The 14,926-nt window shown below is 61.3% G+C and carries 18 protein-coding genes; 12 read left to right on the forward strand and 6 right to left on the reverse strand.

Annotated features, from left to right (window positions below; genetic code table 11):
* Positions 1-210: 210 nt before the first annotated feature.
* From AC1ECN_RS04495 to AC1ECN_RS04510, 4 genes are all read left to right on the forward strand, one after another.
* A complete protein-coding gene (locus AC1ECN_RS04495; protein WP_024320829.1) occupies positions 211-1,128 on the forward strand; it encodes a bifunctional helix-turn-helix transcriptional regulator/GNAT family N-acetyltransferase in 918 nt (305 codons plus the stop codon).
* A 60-nt stretch (positions 1,129-1,188) separates the two neighbouring features.
* On the forward strand, positions 1,189-1,812 hold the full coding sequence (locus AC1ECN_RS04500) for a TetR/AcrR family transcriptional regulator (RefSeq protein ID WP_018074223.1): 624 nt from the start codon (positions 1,189-1,191) through the stop codon (positions 1,810-1,812).
* 110 nt (positions 1,813-1,922) lie between these two features.
* Positions 1,923-3,131, forward strand: a complete 1,209-nt coding sequence (locus tag AC1ECN_RS04505; RefSeq protein WP_018074222.1) for an MFS transporter — start codon at positions 1,923-1,925, stop codon at positions 3,129-3,131.
* A gap of 131 nt (positions 3,132-3,262) precedes the next feature.
* Positions 3,263-3,496, forward strand: a complete 234-nt coding sequence (locus AC1ECN_RS04510; RefSeq protein WP_130672870.1) for a DUF6429 family protein — start codon at positions 3,263-3,265, stop codon at positions 3,494-3,496.
* A gap of 48 nt (positions 3,497-3,544) precedes the next feature.
* Here AC1ECN_RS04510 and AC1ECN_RS04515 read toward each other — a convergent pair whose 3' ends face one another.
* Positions 3,545-3,961 (reverse strand): winged helix-turn-helix transcriptional regulator, encoded by a 417-nt coding sequence (locus AC1ECN_RS04515; protein WP_018074220.1) that lies wholly within the window; start codon positions 3,959-3,961, stop codon positions 3,545-3,547.
* Positions 3,962-4,084: 123 nt separating this feature from the next.
* On the opposite strand from AC1ECN_RS04515, the gene AC1ECN_RS04520 reads away from it, so the two are divergent.
* Positions 4,085-4,972 carry an SDR family oxidoreductase gene (locus tag AC1ECN_RS04520; protein WP_018074219.1) on the forward strand — a complete coding sequence of 296 codons (888 nt, stop codon included), beginning with the start codon at positions 4,085-4,087 and terminating at the stop codon, positions 4,970-4,972.
* A gap of 61 nt (positions 4,973-5,033) precedes the next feature.
* On the opposite strand, the gene AC1ECN_RS04525 is transcribed toward AC1ECN_RS04520, so the two are convergent.
* A complete protein-coding gene (locus tag AC1ECN_RS04525) occupies positions 5,034-5,786 on the reverse strand; it encodes a pyridoxine 5'-phosphate synthase (RefSeq protein WP_020397661.1) in 753 nt (250 codons plus the stop codon).
* Positions 5,787-6,236: 450 nt separating this feature from the next.
* Here AC1ECN_RS04525 and AC1ECN_RS04530 point away from each other — a divergent pair, with 450 nt between their 5' ends.
* Positions 6,237-6,929, forward strand: coding sequence for a MerR family transcriptional regulator (locus AC1ECN_RS04530; protein ID WP_018074217.1), 693 nt, complete (start codon positions 6,237-6,239; stop codon positions 6,927-6,929).
* A gap of 117 nt (positions 6,930-7,046) precedes the next feature.
* Here AC1ECN_RS04530 and AC1ECN_RS04535 read toward each other — a convergent pair whose 3' ends face one another.
* Positions 7,047-8,174: an ATP-dependent DNA helicase gene (locus AC1ECN_RS04535; protein WP_018074216.1), complete on the reverse strand. Its 1,128-nt coding sequence runs from the start codon at positions 8,172-8,174 to the stop codon at positions 7,047-7,049.
* Between the two features lie 73 nt (positions 8,175-8,247).
* Positions 8,248-9,171, reverse strand: a complete 924-nt coding sequence (locus AC1ECN_RS04540; protein WP_477952296.1) for a LysR family transcriptional regulator — start codon at positions 9,169-9,171, stop codon at positions 8,248-8,250.
* 132 nt (positions 9,172-9,303) lie between these two features.
* Here AC1ECN_RS04540 and AC1ECN_RS04545 point away from each other — a divergent pair, with 132 nt between their 5' ends.
* The 4 genes from AC1ECN_RS04545 to AC1ECN_RS04560 all read left to right on the forward strand — a co-directional run bounded on the left by AC1ECN_RS04545 (position 9,304) and on the right by AC1ECN_RS04560 (position 12,669).
* Positions 9,304-9,783: a carboxymuconolactone decarboxylase family protein gene (locus AC1ECN_RS04545; protein WP_018074214.1), complete on the forward strand. Its 480-nt coding sequence runs from the start codon at positions 9,304-9,306 to the stop codon at positions 9,781-9,783.
* A gap of 68 nt (positions 9,784-9,851) precedes the next feature.
* Complete coding sequence (locus AC1ECN_RS04550; RefSeq protein ID WP_130661920.1) at positions 9,852-10,607, forward strand: SDR family oxidoreductase; 756 nt, start codon at positions 9,852-9,854, stop codon at positions 10,605-10,607.
* A 69-nt stretch (positions 10,608-10,676) separates the two neighbouring features.
* The gene (locus AC1ECN_RS04555; protein WP_018074212.1) at positions 10,677-11,093 is read left to right on the forward strand and encodes a cupin domain-containing protein; all 417 of its coding nucleotides are present in this window, start codon (positions 10,677-10,679) and stop codon (positions 11,091-11,093) included.
* A 94-nt stretch (positions 11,094-11,187) separates the two neighbouring features.
* The gene (locus AC1ECN_RS04560; RefSeq protein ID WP_477952299.1) at positions 11,188-12,669 is read left to right on the forward strand and encodes a mechanosensitive ion channel family protein; all 1,482 of its coding nucleotides are present in this window, start codon (positions 11,188-11,190) and stop codon (positions 12,667-12,669) included.
* Between the two features lie 17 nt (positions 12,670-12,686).
* Here AC1ECN_RS04560 and AC1ECN_RS04565 read toward each other — a convergent pair whose 3' ends face one another.
* Both AC1ECN_RS04565 and AC1ECN_RS04570 read right to left on the reverse strand, forming a co-directional pair.
* Positions 12,687-13,175, reverse strand: a complete 489-nt coding sequence (locus AC1ECN_RS04565; protein WP_018074210.1) for an RrF2 family transcriptional regulator — start codon at positions 13,173-13,175, stop codon at positions 12,687-12,689.
* Between the two features lie 110 nt (positions 13,176-13,285).
* Positions 13,286-13,861 carry a MarR family winged helix-turn-helix transcriptional regulator gene (locus AC1ECN_RS04570; RefSeq protein ID WP_032989016.1) on the reverse strand — a complete coding sequence of 192 codons (576 nt, stop codon included), beginning with the start codon at positions 13,859-13,861 and terminating at the stop codon, positions 13,286-13,288.
* Positions 13,862-14,005: 144 nt separating this feature from the next.
* On the opposite strand from AC1ECN_RS04570, the gene AC1ECN_RS04575 reads away from it, so the two are divergent.
* Both AC1ECN_RS04575 and AC1ECN_RS04580 read left to right on the forward strand, forming a co-directional pair.
* Positions 14,006-14,341 carry a cupin domain-containing protein gene (locus AC1ECN_RS04575; RefSeq protein WP_130655880.1) on the forward strand — a complete coding sequence of 112 codons (336 nt, stop codon included), beginning with the start codon at positions 14,006-14,008 and terminating at the stop codon, positions 14,339-14,341.
* A 45-nt stretch (positions 14,342-14,386) separates the two neighbouring features.
* Complete coding sequence (locus AC1ECN_RS04580) at positions 14,387-14,803, forward strand: VOC family protein (RefSeq protein WP_003560880.1); 417 nt, start codon at positions 14,387-14,389, stop codon at positions 14,801-14,803.
* Positions 14,804-14,926 lie beyond the last annotated feature (123 nt).

The raw sequence follows: 14,926 nt of genomic DNA on the forward strand, positions 1-14,926 counted from the left end.
ACCCAGTCAACTAAATGCACGACAAAGTCTCTGTTCGGAGATTTTTGCCAGTTTGCTGACACCTCGTTCTCTCCTCGGCGTCATCCTCGGCCTTGTGCCGAGGATCTGCCACGTATCGACGGGACGCAGATGCTCGGGACAGCCCGAGCATGACGAAGGAGGAGTTGGCCGACTTCGTCTCGCAAGAATCTCCATCTGGAGATTCTTGCCATGCCCGATATCGCCCTCCTCGAAACCGCTCGCGATTTCAACCGGTTCTATACGAACTTCCTCGGCCTCTTGAACAAGGCCTATCTCGACACCCCCTTCACGCTGACGGATGCCCGCATCCTCTTCGAGGTCGGCTCGCATGAYGGCGTCACCGCCGCCGCCCTTGTCCGCGACCTGCAGCTCGACCCGGCCTATCTCAGCCGCATCCTCAAGCGTTTCCGCGCCGAGGGGTTGATCGAGACCAGCCCCGATCCGGCCGATCTTCGCAGCCAGGTCATCATTGTCACTGACCAGGGACGCGGGACGTTCGAGGAACTCGGCCGGCGCTCCAATGCGCAGATCGCCGCCCGTTTCGACCGCCTGGCGAGCGGCGAGCCGGAGGCGGCCGTCTCCGCCATGTGCACGATCCGCGCCCTGCTCGACCCGGCGGCAAAACCTGCGCCGGCAATCATCCGCGCTCACCGGGCCGGCGATATAGGCTGGATTGTCCAGAGCCAGGGCCGCTTCTATGCCGAGGAATATGGCTGGGATCTGCGCTTCGAGGCGCTGGTCGCCGAGGTCGCCGGCAAATTCCTCGCCAATTTCGATCCGGTCAAAGAATATTGCTGGATCGCCGAGCGCGGCGGGGTCAATGTCGGTTCGGTCCTCGTCACCAATGGCGGCGACGGCGTCGCCAAGCTCCGCCTGCTCTATGTCGACAAATCAGCCCGCGGCCTCGGTCTCGGCAAGCTGCTGGTCGATGAATGCATCCGCTTCTCAAAACAGAAGGGCTACCGCGAGCTTTCGCTCTGGACCAACGATATGCTGGAGACCGCCCGCGCCATCTACGTCAAGGCGGGTCTCCGACTTGTCTCCGAGGAGAGACATCGCATGTTCGGCCCCGAAGCGAACGGCCAGAACTGGGTGCTCGATCTCTGAATTTGCTGCGTCGCAGAAATTTCACTTGATTTGGAAACGTTCATTCCCTAATTAGGCGCAATGACCGTTGCCAATCTCACACCAGAAGCAAAGACCCGCAGCCGTGGCCGTCCGCGCGAGTTCGATATGGACGCAGCACTGGATGCGGCGCTCCGCGTCTTTTCCGAACGCGGCTATCACGCCACCTCCATCAGCGAGTTGACCGAAGCAATGGGCCTTGCTTCGGGGAGCATCTACAAGGCATTCAAGGATAAGCGCGGCATCTTTCTTGCTGCTTTCGCCCATTATCGAAAACTCGGCCGACGGCGTCTGGAAGCGATGATCGCGTCTGCGAAGACCGGTCGCGAGAAGGTCTTCCAGATGGTGATGTATTATACCGAGCTCTCCTATGGCGAGGCCGGCCGCAAAGGCTGTCTCGTCGTCGGCGGCGCCAACGACTTCGCCCTGCTTGACGAGGAAGCCGCTGCCCACGTCGTGACTGCCTTTACCGCGGACGAAAAGCTGATGGCCGATCTCATCCGCATCGGCCAGGAAGACGGCAGCATTCCGAAGACGGCAGACCCGGATGCCGCCGCCCTCGCCTTCCTCTGCTTTACCAAAGGCCTGCGCGTCATCGGCAAAACAGGGCGCAGCAGGGAAGAGATGCAGTCCGCGGCCGAGGCCGCGATGAAGCTCGTGACCTGAACAGTCCACACCGTGGACGAGAGAAATACCGGCATTCGGTCAAGGATCGGGTGGCCGCAGCCAGCATTTTTGCATTCAATCCTTTCAATCTTTGAATACCGGAGTTTCTGATGAGCATTTCAGCCACCACGCCGGATAAGGCCATTCCCAGGGCGCTATCCCCCTGGCTAACCTTCCTTTTCGCCGCCGCCTGCGGGCTGGTGGCCGCCAATCTCTACTATGGCCAGCCGCTGGCCGGTCCGATCAGTGCCGATCTCGGCTTCACGCCTGCCGCCACCGGCCTGATCGTCACGTTGACGCAGATCGGCTACGGCCTCGGCCTGCTGCTGATCGTGCCGCTCGGCGATCTCACCGAAAACCGCCGTCTGGTGTTGATGCTGATCGCCGTCTCCGCCGTTGCGCTCATCGGCGCGGCGCTGTCGTCGACGCCCACGGCCTTCCTCGTCGCTTCGCTCTCTATTGGTCTTTCATCTGTCGCAGTTCAGGTCCTGGTTCCTTTCGCTGCCAACATGGCGCCGGATGCCACGCGCGGCCAGGTCGTCGGCAACGTCATGAGCGGCCTGCTCTGCGGCATCATGCTCGCCCGCCCCTTCGCAAGCTTCGTCGCCGAGGCCTCCTCCTGGCACGTGGTCTATTACGTCACCGCAGCGCTCATGCTCGTGCTCGCCGTCGTCTTGCGCATCAACCTGCCGGTTCGCGTGCCGAAGACGAAGCTGCGCTATGGCGAGTTGCTCGCTTCTATGGGCCATCTGGCGCTCACCTCCCGCGTGCTGCAGCGCCGGGCGCTCTATCAGGCCGGCATGTTCGGTGCCTTCAGCCTGTTCTGGACGACGACGCCGCTGCTGCTCGCAAGCCCGGCCTTCGGCCTGACGCAGAACGGCATTGCCCTCTTCGCCCTCGCAGGTGCTGCCGGCGCCGTCGCTTCGCCGATCGCCGGCCGGCTTGCCGATCGCGGCATGACAAAGATCGCCTCGACGCTTGCCATGCTGCTCGGCATGGCCGCCTTCCTGATCAGCCATTTCGCCGTAGACGGCTCGCTCACCGCGCTGCTGCTTTTGACGGCAGCGGCGATCCTCCTCGATTTCGGCGTGACCACCAATCTCGTCTGCGGCCAGCGCGCCATCTATGCGCTAAACCCGGAACACCGCAGCCGGCTCAACGGCCTGTTCATGGCGACCTTCTTTGCCGGCGGTGCGCTGGGCTCAGCACTCGGCGGCTGGGCCTATGCGACCGGCGGCTGGACGATGACGGCCTGGATCGGCTTCTGCTTCCCGGCGCTGGCCTTTCTGCTGTTCCTGACGGAAGGACGCGGTGAGTAAGGCGCCATCAATCCAGGATCGAACGTCTAAAACCTTGACAGAGCCAACTTATGGATGCCCACATCCAGGAAGCAGCGTATGCATCCGTTTGAGAGCTGCAGAATTTTCGCCTTTTTACATGGGATTCTGGCATGGAGATAAACGAAGAAAAAATCGACGATGCTGTACTCGCATTGTTATGGCTGACGCTACATGACGGAGACCGCGCCTGGAAGGGTTTTGACTGGGGCGTGATGGACCGTTTGCATCAGAAGGGTCTGATTGCAAATCCCGCAGGCAAGACCAAGTCTGTCGTTCTGAGCGACGAAGGTTTGCGAAGATCGGAGGAATTGTTCCGCGCTCTGTTCATGCGGCCAACCAAATAATTGCTGTTTCCGTTTCCAGAAAGGCGGAATTCGCTTTTATCAACGGCACTAGCCGCTGACGGAATCGAAATGCGAACGGGCGGCGCGAACGGCATCATGGTTCGCTTCCGCCCAATTCAGAAGCTGCGACAGCGGTTGGTAGAGCGAACGTCCAAGTTCGGTCATCGAATATTCGACGCTCGGCGGCTTGGTCGGGAATACCTCGCGGTCGATATAACCATCCCTCTGCAGGTCGCGCAGCGTCTGCGTCAGCATGCGCTGCGAAATATCGGGGATCATCCGCCGCAGCTCGCCGAAGCGATAAGGCCGATCCGCCAGCACCTCGAGCAGCAACGTCGACCATTTGCCGCCGATCTGCTGCATCATGTCCCTGACCGGGCAATTGCCGAAATCGAGGCCGGCGAGATCGATCTCGCGCCGCGCCCCCGGCACCCTGTTCTTCAGACTGACGACCGCACCACTCATCTGCTGGTTCCCTTTTGGTAACGTAGAGCTGAAAAACTGCCTCCTTTACACAGCCTAGTCAATTCCTATTCTAGTGTTACTCTCTTTTCGAGACTACCTGCACAACACGGAAGGAAACGACGTATGAGCGAAATCATCCTGGTCACCGGCGCTGCGGGGCAGCTCGGCCAGCGTGTCATCCATCACCTCATCGAGACCTACAAGGTTGCCCCCGGCAACATCGTCGCGGCGACACGCAGCCCGGAAAAGCTCTCCGAACTCGAAAAGAAGGGCGTCGTCACCCGCAAGGCCGATTTCGATGACGCGGCAGGCCTGGGGCAGGCTTTCGCCGGCGTCGCTCGCCTGCTGATCATCAGCACCGATGCGCTGGACACTCCCGGCAAGCGCCTCGCCCAGCACAAGGGCGCCGTTGCAGCGGCCGTCAAGGCTGGCGTCAAGCACATCGCCTACACCTCAATGCCGGCGCCGGACAATTCGCTTGTCACCTTCGCGCCCGATCATCTCGGCAGCGAAAACGCCATCAAGGCAAGCGGCATCGCCCATACGATCATTCGCGACGCCTGGTATCACGACAATTACCTGCACGGCATGCCGCACAACCTGCAGGGCGGCAAATGGTATAGCGCCACGGGTGACGGCAAGATCTCGACGATCTCGCGTGACGACTGCGCGCTGGCGATCGCCGCAGCCCTTGCCTCCGGCACCTCGGAGAGCGTCACTTATACGCTGACCGGCGCGCAATCGCTGAACAACCGGCAGATCGCCGCCATCGTTTCCGATGTCGCCGACAAGCCGCTCGAGGTGATCGACGTCAATGATGAGCAGCTCGGCCAGGGCATGCGCGGCGCCGGCCTTCCCGGTTTCGTCGCCGACATGCTGGTTTCGGCCGACGCCAACACCCGCGCCGGCAAGTTCGACATCGTCACCGAAGACTTCACCAAGCTGACCGGCAAACAGCCGCAGCCGCTGAAGGATTTCTTCGTCGAACACAAGGCGGCTCTGACCGCCTGAGGCGGGATAAGGCCGCCTGGAAAGCTCGCCTTGCACATCAGGGGCGGGCTTTCTTCAATGATCAGATCGTCTGACCGCAGGCCCGGCAGAAGCGCCGCACCGTTTCCGCCATGCCGTATTCCAGCGCATCGGCGGTCAGCCCATGGCCGATCGAAACCTCGGCAAGAGCGGGAATGCGCTTCACCAGCGCTGGCAGGTTTTCCACTGTCAGATCATGGCCGGCATTGACGGCAAGGCCGATTGCGACGGCTGCATCCGCCGTCCGTCCAAGCGCTTCAAGGATCGGGCCTGCCCGCTCCGGCGCATCGAAGCAACCGCCATAGGGGCCGGTATAGAGTTCGATCCGATCGGCGCCGACCGCCTTGGCGATCTCAACCGCCTGTGCGTCCCCGTCACCATCGGCAAACAGCGACACCCGGCATCCCATCGTCTTCAGCCGCGCGACGGCATCGGTCAGGAACGCCTGGTGCTTGCGGAAATCCCAGCCGTGATCGGAGGTCGCCTGGGCGGGATCGTCAGGCACCAGCGTCACCTGCTCGGGTGCCGCGCCGGCGCAGAGTTCGAAGAATTCCTCTGTGGGATAGCCCTCGATATTGAACTCGGCCTTGGGGAATTCGTCGTCGATCAGGTTGCGGATCACAGGCAGGTCGGAAAAGCGGATGTGCCGCTGGTCGGGGCGCGGATGCACCGTCAGCCCGCTCGCACCGGATTTCAGCGCGATACGCCCGAGCGCTTCGACGCTCGGCCAGGGCAGGTCGCGCCGGTTGCGCAGCATGGCGACGGCGTTGAGGTTCACGGAGAGCTTGGCGGGCATGGCGAGATCCATCGGTCACGGAAATGGGAGGCCTGCTTTTAAGCCAAGTGCTCCGCGATGGCCAACGAGATTCACAAATGGATGCGATGCCAATCGCTGATGGGCACCGAAATTACGCTGAGCATTTGCCGCACGCGTACCGCAGATAGTAAATCCCGTCACCTTTGAAGAGGACCGCGAGATCCCGCAGTGCAGCACATGTTTTTGTGCAACACACCCAAGAACCCGGCAAAATATGCCGGTAAAGTTGCTATCCCATTTAAAAGAGATTATTTTTAGCACTTATAAAAAAGATCGTTCACGCATAACGTGGACATCGTATCGCGTAGAGTACGCCGCGTACTGCTTCTTTCCCACTGAGAAGAACGCCTAGAGGAAACCCCACTCGCCGCGCATGGGAAGCAACTGGCAAAACCGCATGAGGTGCAACAACATGCCCCAGGAGGGTTCATGCCAGACGGTTCCAAACGCCTGTTTGCCACCGCCGGTATCGCTTCGGAGGCCCGATCGAAATATCGGTTCCTGCCTTCGGCCGCGCTACCGCCGGATCTACCGGACGGTCCGGTGCCCATTGCCGACATGGCAAACGCATTCGGCGTCACACACAGGACACTGCATTTCTATGAAGAGAAAGGGTTGATTTCAGCCAACCGCATCGGTCTGATGCGGGTCTACGGACAGGATGACGTGATGCGCATGGCCGTGATCACGGTCTGCCGCGATACAGGCATGCCAATCGCCGTCATCCAGGAACTGATGGACGAACTCCGCAACGCTGATTCGCAGGAAGCGGCCGAGACGATCTTCCGCGAGGCCCTGCAGGTGCGCAAGCGCGAACTGACGGCCGAGATGTCGACGCTGCACCGCCAGCTCCAGCAGGTCGGCGACCTCCTGGATTACGACGGCAGCATCGAGGAGCCGCCGCTGAACGACAATCAGGACAGCGCAAGCCTGACCCCGCAGGAGCGGCGTTGCCTGGAACTGATGGCGGAGGGTTATTCCACCCAGCGCATCGCCCGGGCGCTCGACCTGAAACATGACGAAACCCGTGACCTGGAGGCCGGAATCATCCTGAAATTCCGCGCCAACAACCGCTTCCAGGCCATCGCCAAGGCAGTTCTGCTCGGCATCGTGCAGGCCTGAATCACGCCCCCGACGGCCGCCACCGTCTCCTCTTTCTTCTGCCCGATCAGCAGATGCGATCTGGTCGCGGGTGCGACCGGGATCACGAGTGTGATCGAGATCCCGGATGTGATCGGGTCAGCGGACGATCGTCAGCGTCTCCGCCGCGCGCGTGATCGCAGTGTAAAGCCAGCGTTCCCGGGTATCGCGAAACGCCCAGCTCTCGTCGAAGAGCACGACATCATTCCATTGCGAACCCTGCGCCTTGTGAACGGTAAGCGCATAGCCGTAGTCGAACTCGTCATAGCGCTTGCGGGTGTTCCAGGGGATCTCACCTTCGACATCCTCGAACGCCTGTTTCAGCAGCTTGATCTTGGCAGCTCCCCGGTCCATGTCATCGTCTTCGGGGCGGACGAGCAGATTGATGCCGGGCTTCGTCGTTTCCTTGGATGAGGTCATCACCTGCCAGAGCGAACCGTTGAGCAGGCCCTTGGCCGGATCGTTCCGCAGGCAGACTAGCTTGTCGCCGGTCTGGGGATAATCGGCATTGAAGCCTTTCAGCTCGCGCAGGCGCTGATTGTAGCGCCGACGCGTCCTATTGGTGCCGACGAGCACCTGATCGGCGTCGAGGACCAGTTGCTGCGTCACCTCGTTCTTCGAGATCACCTTGGCCGTGCCGTAGTCGCCGTACATCACCTCATTGCCTTCGCGCACCTGCATGGCGAGCTTGATGATCGGATTGTCGCGCGCCTGGCGGTGGATATCGGTGAGCAGGTAGTCCGGCTCCTGATTGGTGAAGTAGCCGCCACCTGTCACCGGCGGCAGCTGGCCTGGATCACCGAGCACCAGGATCGGCGTGCCGAAGCTCATCAGATCCTTGCCGAGTGCTTCGTCGACCATCGAGCATTCGTCGACGATGATCAGCGCCGCTTTCGCGACCGGGCTTTGCCGGTTGATCGAAAACATCGGCGCAATCGACGTCTTGCCTGTTTCCTCGTCTTCCACCGCCTCCTCACCGCGCGGCCGGTAGATCAGCGAATGGATCGTCCGGGCGTTGGAGGCGCCGCGCGAGCGCAGCACCTGCGCCGCCTTGCCGGTGAAGGCGGCAAACAACACGTCGCCATCGACATTTTCGGCGAAATGCTTGGCAAGCGTCGTCTTCCCTGTCCCGGCATAGCCGAACAGGCGAAAGAGTGGCGAGCGCCCTTCCTTCAGCCATTTCGAAACAGCCTTCAGGGCTTCGTCTTGTTGCGGCGCAAATTGCATGATCGCAGGACTTGGCAGGATTCGCGGGATTTAGGCAAGGCGGAAAACGGCAAATCGCCCGGCCAGTCGATCATCAGTTCCACTGCGGGTCCGCGCCGCTCGCGCACATCGACGGGTCCTGCCCAATAGCGTCGATGAGAAAATCCAGAACCGTCTTGACGCGCAGCGGCATGTTGCGCCGCGAGGGATAGACGACGGTAACCGGCAGCCGGCTCGGCTGGAAATCCTTCATCACCGGGACCAGCCGGCCGGCGGCGATATCGGGCATGGCGATGATGTGCGAAAGCACCGCAAGACCCGCTCCAGCAAGGGCTGCCCGGTGAATGGCGACGGCATTGCAGGCGGTCAGCCGCGGTGAGATCCGGACCGATATGTCTTCCGAACCGTTCGAGAAGGACCAGGTATTGGCCTCACCTGCCCTGTTGTAGCACAGGCATTCATGGTCCTTGATCTCCTTCGGTGCGCGGGGAGCCGCCCTGCGCGCGAGATAAGTGGGAGATGCAACGAGGAAGGCGGTCGTCCAGCCGATCCGCCGGCAGACGAGGCTGCTGTCGGCAACCTGGCCCAAGCGCACTTCGAGATCCAGGCGCTCCTCGATCATATCCGAGCCCTGCTCCCTGAAAATGAGTTCGACGGAGAGCTTTGGATGGGCGGCGAGAAGATCGCCGAGCCGCTCGCTGAGACAGAGGCCGAGTGGTGCTGGAACGCTGAGCCTGACCTTTCCCGAGGCCATGGCTCCGTCCGATCCGGCCGCATCGCCAAGCTCCTCAACCGCTTCGAGAATCCGCAGCGCCATCGGCAGCATCCGCTCCCCCTCTGCCGTCAGCGATAGGCCGCTCGTCGTGCGATGCAGGAGGCGGGTGTTGAAATGGCCTTCGAGGGCGGCGACCTGTCGCGAGACCGCCGGCTGCGTCACGTCGAGATCGTGCGCCGCCGCCGAGAACGAACCCGTCTCCACGACGCGCCGAAACGTCCGCAATGCCGATACGATATCCATCCCCGCCCCCTCATACTTTTGCGCATAGGCCTTATGCAGCCAGACTAAGCGAGAATGGCTTTACAGTCTAGCAATTAAGGATATCTTTTATCCATAAGGATATTTGATATCCTTAATTAGAGGAGAAGTTACATGACCCAGCGACTGAACTACGCCCAGCAGTCACCCGAGCTTTTCAAGAAATTCATGGAATTCAGCATGGCGCTGAAGAGCAGCGTGATCGACGAGAAGCTGCAGGCCCTCGTCGAGATCCGCGCTTCGCAGATCAATGGATGCGGCTTTTGCCTCGACATGCATGTGAAGCAGGCCAAGATCCTCGGCGAAACCGAACTCCGGCTTTATCACGTCGCCATCTGGCGGGAATCGACCCTGTTCATCCCCCGCGAGCGCGCAGCGCTTGCCTGGACGGAAGCTCTGACGAAGTTGCCGGAAGGCGGCATTCCCGATGAGATTTACGAACGGGTTCGCGGCCAGCTTTCCGAGAAGGAAATCTCGGACCTGACTTTCGTCGTCATGGCGATCAATGCCTGGAACCGCGTCAATGTCGGCTTCAAGACCGTACCCGGCGCGGCCGACAAGGCTTATGGCCTCGACAAGGCCGGCCTGAACTAAACCGCGCAATTCATTGAGAAGATTCACCTTTGACGCTGCCGCACCGCGGCAGTAAACGGAGATCTGTTATGAAAATCGTTGTCATCGGCGGAACCGGCCTCATCGGTTCGAAGACTGTCGAACGCCTGCGCAAGTACGGCCACGAAGTGATCGCCGCCTCGCCGAACTCCGGCGTCAACACGATCACCGGAGAAGGATTGGCGGAGGCGCTCTCGGGCGCCGAAGTCGTGCTCGACCTCGCCAATTCTCCGTCCTTCGAGGACAAGGCCGTGCTCGAATTCTTCGAGACCTCGGGCCGCAATCTTCTCGCTGCCGAAAAAGTGGCCGGCGTGAAGCATCATATCGCCCTTTCGGTGGTCGGCACCGAGCGTCTGCAGGAAAGCGGCTATTTTCGCGGCAAGCTCGCCCAGGAAAAGCTGATCAAGCAATCCGGCGTTCCCTACACCATCGTTCACTCGACTCAATTCATGGAATTCCTCGGCGGCATCGCCCAATCGGGGACGGTCGGCCAGACGGTCCGCCTGTCGCCGGCCTATCTGCAGCCGATCGTTTCCGACGACGTCGCCGATGTCATGGCGGATGTGGCTCTCGCACCGCCCGCTAATGCGACGATCGAGATATCAGGTCCGGAACGGGCGCGCCTCAGCGAACTCGTCGCCCGGTATTTGAAGGCCATGAAAGATCCGCGCACCGTCGAGGCCGATGCCGAGGCGAAATATTTCGGCGCGAGACTCAACGACCAGTCGCTTGTTTCGGACAATAACCCGCGGCTCGGCTCGATCACCTTCGAGCAGTGGTTCGCCAAGTCCGCCCAGCCGAAGTGATGCGACTTGCCCTGAGGACGCGGCCACTCGGGCGCGTCCTGCCCAAACCCTGCAACCATGGAGATTCCGATGATCCGAACATCATTCCTCGCCGCTGCGCTCGCCCTTCTGGCTGCCACGGGCGCCAGCGCCGATGAGAGCAGCAAAGCTGCCAAGGTGACGCTCGTCTATGAACACGAACTTCCGAACGTACCGGGCAAGAGCATCAAGGGCGTGCTGGTCGAGTACGGCCCAGGCGGCTTCTCCGACGGCCACACCCATCCCGATACGGCCTTCATCTACGCCACCGTGCTCGAAGGAGCGATCCGCAGCCAGGTCAATGACGGCCCCGTCAAGGTCTATCATGCCGGAGAGAGCTTCTCCGAAATGCCGGGTGACCGCCATGGTGTCAGCGCCAACGGTAGCGAGACGAAGCCCGCCCGCCTGCTCGCCGTCTTCGTCGTCGATACCAAGCAGAAAGAGCTGACCTATCCGCTCAAGAAGTGATGATCCGCCTATACCGCCCGCGCAAGCCCCGAGCTTGCGCGGGCGGCCGAGATGCTGAATCATGTGCGGCCCGCCCTATCCCGGAGACAGAGTGATGATTGACGACGTGCTCTTCGGCAAGCCTCTGATATCCCTCATTACAGTTGGATTCGCCGGGATCATCGTTTGGCATCTTCTCTCCCGCCAACGGCCGACGACGCGACTGGTGGTGCAAATCCTCTTCTTTGCGGTGATGACGTTGATCCTCGTCATCAGCGGCATCGAACCCCACCGGTTTCAAGGATATGAGTCCGAGGACCCGCAGGCCCTGCTCGTCATCGTCGCGAAATCGCTCTGGTGGATCCATCTGGCATGGGCCGTCATCGGTTTCATCAGGCTGTATCTGGTACTGGAGGGTAGTCCGCGAGAAGCCCGACTGCTCCAGGATCTCGTCATCGGGGTCGTCTATATCGGCATGGCCCTATCGGTTATGGCCTTCGTCTTCGGTGTGCCGATCGGCACCCTCGTCGCGACCTCGGGCGTGGTCGCCATCATTCTCGGTTTGGCGCTCCAGAATACGCTGGCCGACGTCTTCTCCGGCATCGCGCTGACACTCGGCCGCCCATACATCATCGGCGACTGGATCCTTCTCAGCGACGGCACGGAGGGRCGCGTCGTCGAAAGCAACTGGCGCGCGACACACATTCTGACCAGCGCAAACAATGTCGTCGTTCTGCCGAACAGTTTTCTGGCAAAGCTCGGCCTGACGAATGTAAGCCGGCCTGACGAGACCCATCTCCTGGTCCTCACCATCCGCATCGCCCCGACGCGGATGCCGGCATCGGTCCGGAACGTCATGGCAACGGCGCTTKCGAGCTGCAATTCGATCGTGCGCGAGCCGCCGCCGGTCGTGGCACTGAAGGGGCTGGATGCCACGGCGCTGGAGCTCGAGTTGCAGTTCCGGGTGACGAGCCCGAGCCAACGGGTGACGGCACGAAACGAGGTACTCGATCTCGTCTATCGTCACTGCAAATCAGCCGGCCTGCTTTTGGCTGTTCCGGCGGCGGCCTCAATCCTGACGGGCGATCTGCCGACCGAAGAAAGCGCACGGCCGCCCCGTGTGACGCCGCTCGAACTGATCGAGGCCATTCCAATCTTTGCGACGCTGACATCAGATGAAAAGCAGAAACTCGCCGAGACCACGGCTGTGCGGGAATTCCGCAAGGGCGATGTCATCGTGCGGGAGGGCGAGATGCTCCCGTCGCTGATGATGGTGCGGGCAGGTATCGTCGCGGCGCGGCACGGAGATGAGGAACGCGGACGGCTCGCGCCGGGCGATTTTTTTGGAGAGACCGGACTACTCGCCGGCCTGCGGGAAGTCTGCACCCTGGAGGCTCTGACCCCCGTGACCGCGTATGAGATCGATCAAGAGGCCTTCGCGCCGCTGCTAAGCGAACGCCCCGCGCTGGCGGAAGAAATCGCCGACCACCTCGCCAGCCGCGCCGAGCGTTTCCGCAACGGCACCTCTTTGCCCCCGGAACATGCCCGCAGTGCACATGCCATCCTGAAGACCATCAGGACCATCTTCAAGGCGTAGAGATCGGCACCCCCCGCTCAGCCGGCGCGCTTGAGCACCCATTCGAACGTGCTCCGCCAAATGTCGGCCGGCACTTCCTCGGACAAGGTGCCGACCAGATCGGAAAGCCGGACGCGCCTTAGCGTATCCCGCCAGGCCTCGTCGGCCTCCCACATGATGCGCGCGACCGCGCATGGCTTGCTGTCGCAATATCCTTCCGGTCGGCAGGGATTGTTCGCCCGGATGTTCGTACAGGTGAAGCTGCGGGCCTTCCCTTCGACCGCCTCCACGATCTCGAGAAAATTGATGTCCGAGGGGGGCTTGGCAAGCCTGTAACCGCCACTCGGGCCGAGCGTGGTCTCGACAAGCGATGCCTGCGAAAGGCTCTGCAGTGCTTTGGAGAGATATTCCTTCGGCAGACCATGAAGCTCCGCGAGCGCCTTGGTGGAAAGATACCTGCCCTTTGGCAGGCCCGCGAGAATGGCGCAGCAGTGAAGCGCCCACTCGACCTGGCTTTTCAGGATCATTCAGCAACTCGTGTGATGGCTGGCTCTGCCGGTGGAATTAAGGATATATCATATCCGAAAACCGACTCGATGTAAACGAGCTGAACGGCGATGCGGACTCCGATCTCCCCTCAGCCCGCGTTCTCGTCCTCCCCCCGCGCCTGCTCACTTTCAATTCCGGCGATCAGCTTGCGCAGCAGCGCTGCGAGCGCCTCGCGCTCGTTTCCGTCAAGAGCCTGCAGAAACGAAGCTTCGCTCGCCATGTCGGTGCGGAAGGCCTTTTCGGCGAGTGCCGCACCCGCCTCGCTCAATGCCACCAGCACGCTGCGCCCATCGCGTGGTGATTTCTCCCGGCGGATCAGTCCCGCCTTCTCCAGCCGGTCAAGCCTGTGGGTCAGGCCTCCCGAGGAGATCATCAGCGCCGAATACATCTCCGTCGGGGTCAGCCGGTAAGGCGCTCCGGAACGGCGAAGCGTTGCGATCACGTCGAATTCGCCGCGGTCGAGGCCAAAATCGGCAAATGTCGCCTCGATGCTGGGGCGCACCAGGTTCGACAGCCGGAAGGCCCGCCCCAGGATCGCCATCGGCTCCGTATCGAGGTCGGGCAGTTCCACCGCCCATTGCCGGCGCAGCCGGTCGACATGGTCATCCCCGGAGCGGTCACCGTCCCTGGGGCGGTCGCGGTCCCCTTCAGTCCCATTCATCATTCTCTGCCTCATATGCCACCACAGCCGAGACATACACCTTCCATTCGAGTCAAGGAAGATATCTTGACAGGAAGATACTTTTAAGAATATATCTTCTCACGAAGATACTTTGCATTCGCAAACGGCACGAGCGGGAGGCACGTGATGTTCAGGATAGTTCGCCACCAGGAGCCACAACCCGATCAGAGCCGGACGGTCCGCTTCGAGGGCCGCGACTACGGCGGCGAGATCTCGCTCTTCATTGTTGACAATGAACCGGGTCAGGGGCCGGGCCTGCATGTCCACCCCTATTCAGAGACTTGGGCGGTCAGGAAAGGCGAGGCCGAATTCACCGTGGGTGAGACCACGGCTCGCGCCTTTCCGGGCGATATCGTCGTCGTGGCCGCCAACGTTCCGCATCGTTTCGAGAATGTCGGCATGGGACGGCTCGAAATCGTCTGCATTCATGCCAGTGACACGATCGTGCAAGAGTTCTTGTGAGGCGAGACTGTCCCCTGGAAAACAACCGAAGAGGAGGAAACTGCAATGCCCAAGATGATCTTTGTGAACCTGCCGGTGAAAGACATTGCTGCTGCGACCCGCTTCTACGAAGCGATCGGATGCACGAAGAACGAACAGTTCAGCGACCATCAGGCGTCGAACATGGTGTGGTCCGACGCCATCATCTTCCACTTGCTGACGCGCGATTTTTTCGCGACCTTCACGCCGAAGCCGGTTGCCGAAGCGCAGAAGACCAGCGAGGTCCTGTTAGCCCTGGCACAGGACAGCCGCGAAACGGTGGACGCCATCGTCGAAGCGGCAGCAACCGCCGGCGGCAAGGCCGATCCGCGCGCCCCAACCGACATGGGCTGGCTCTACAACCGCGCCTTCGAGGATCCCGATGGCCATATGTTCGAGGCGGTCTGGGTCGACATGGCGGCAGTGTCCACCACGGGAGAATAGCGGCAACACCGGCCACATTGATCTGCGGCATGGCATCAGGTGCGGCGGGCTTCCATCCGCCTCACTCGTCTTAAAAACTTTTCCCACCCATGGAATAAAACCGCCTCGCCTCGTGTCTCATGT

The organism is Rhizobium sp. 01N447_2 (genome assembly GCF_056399245.1).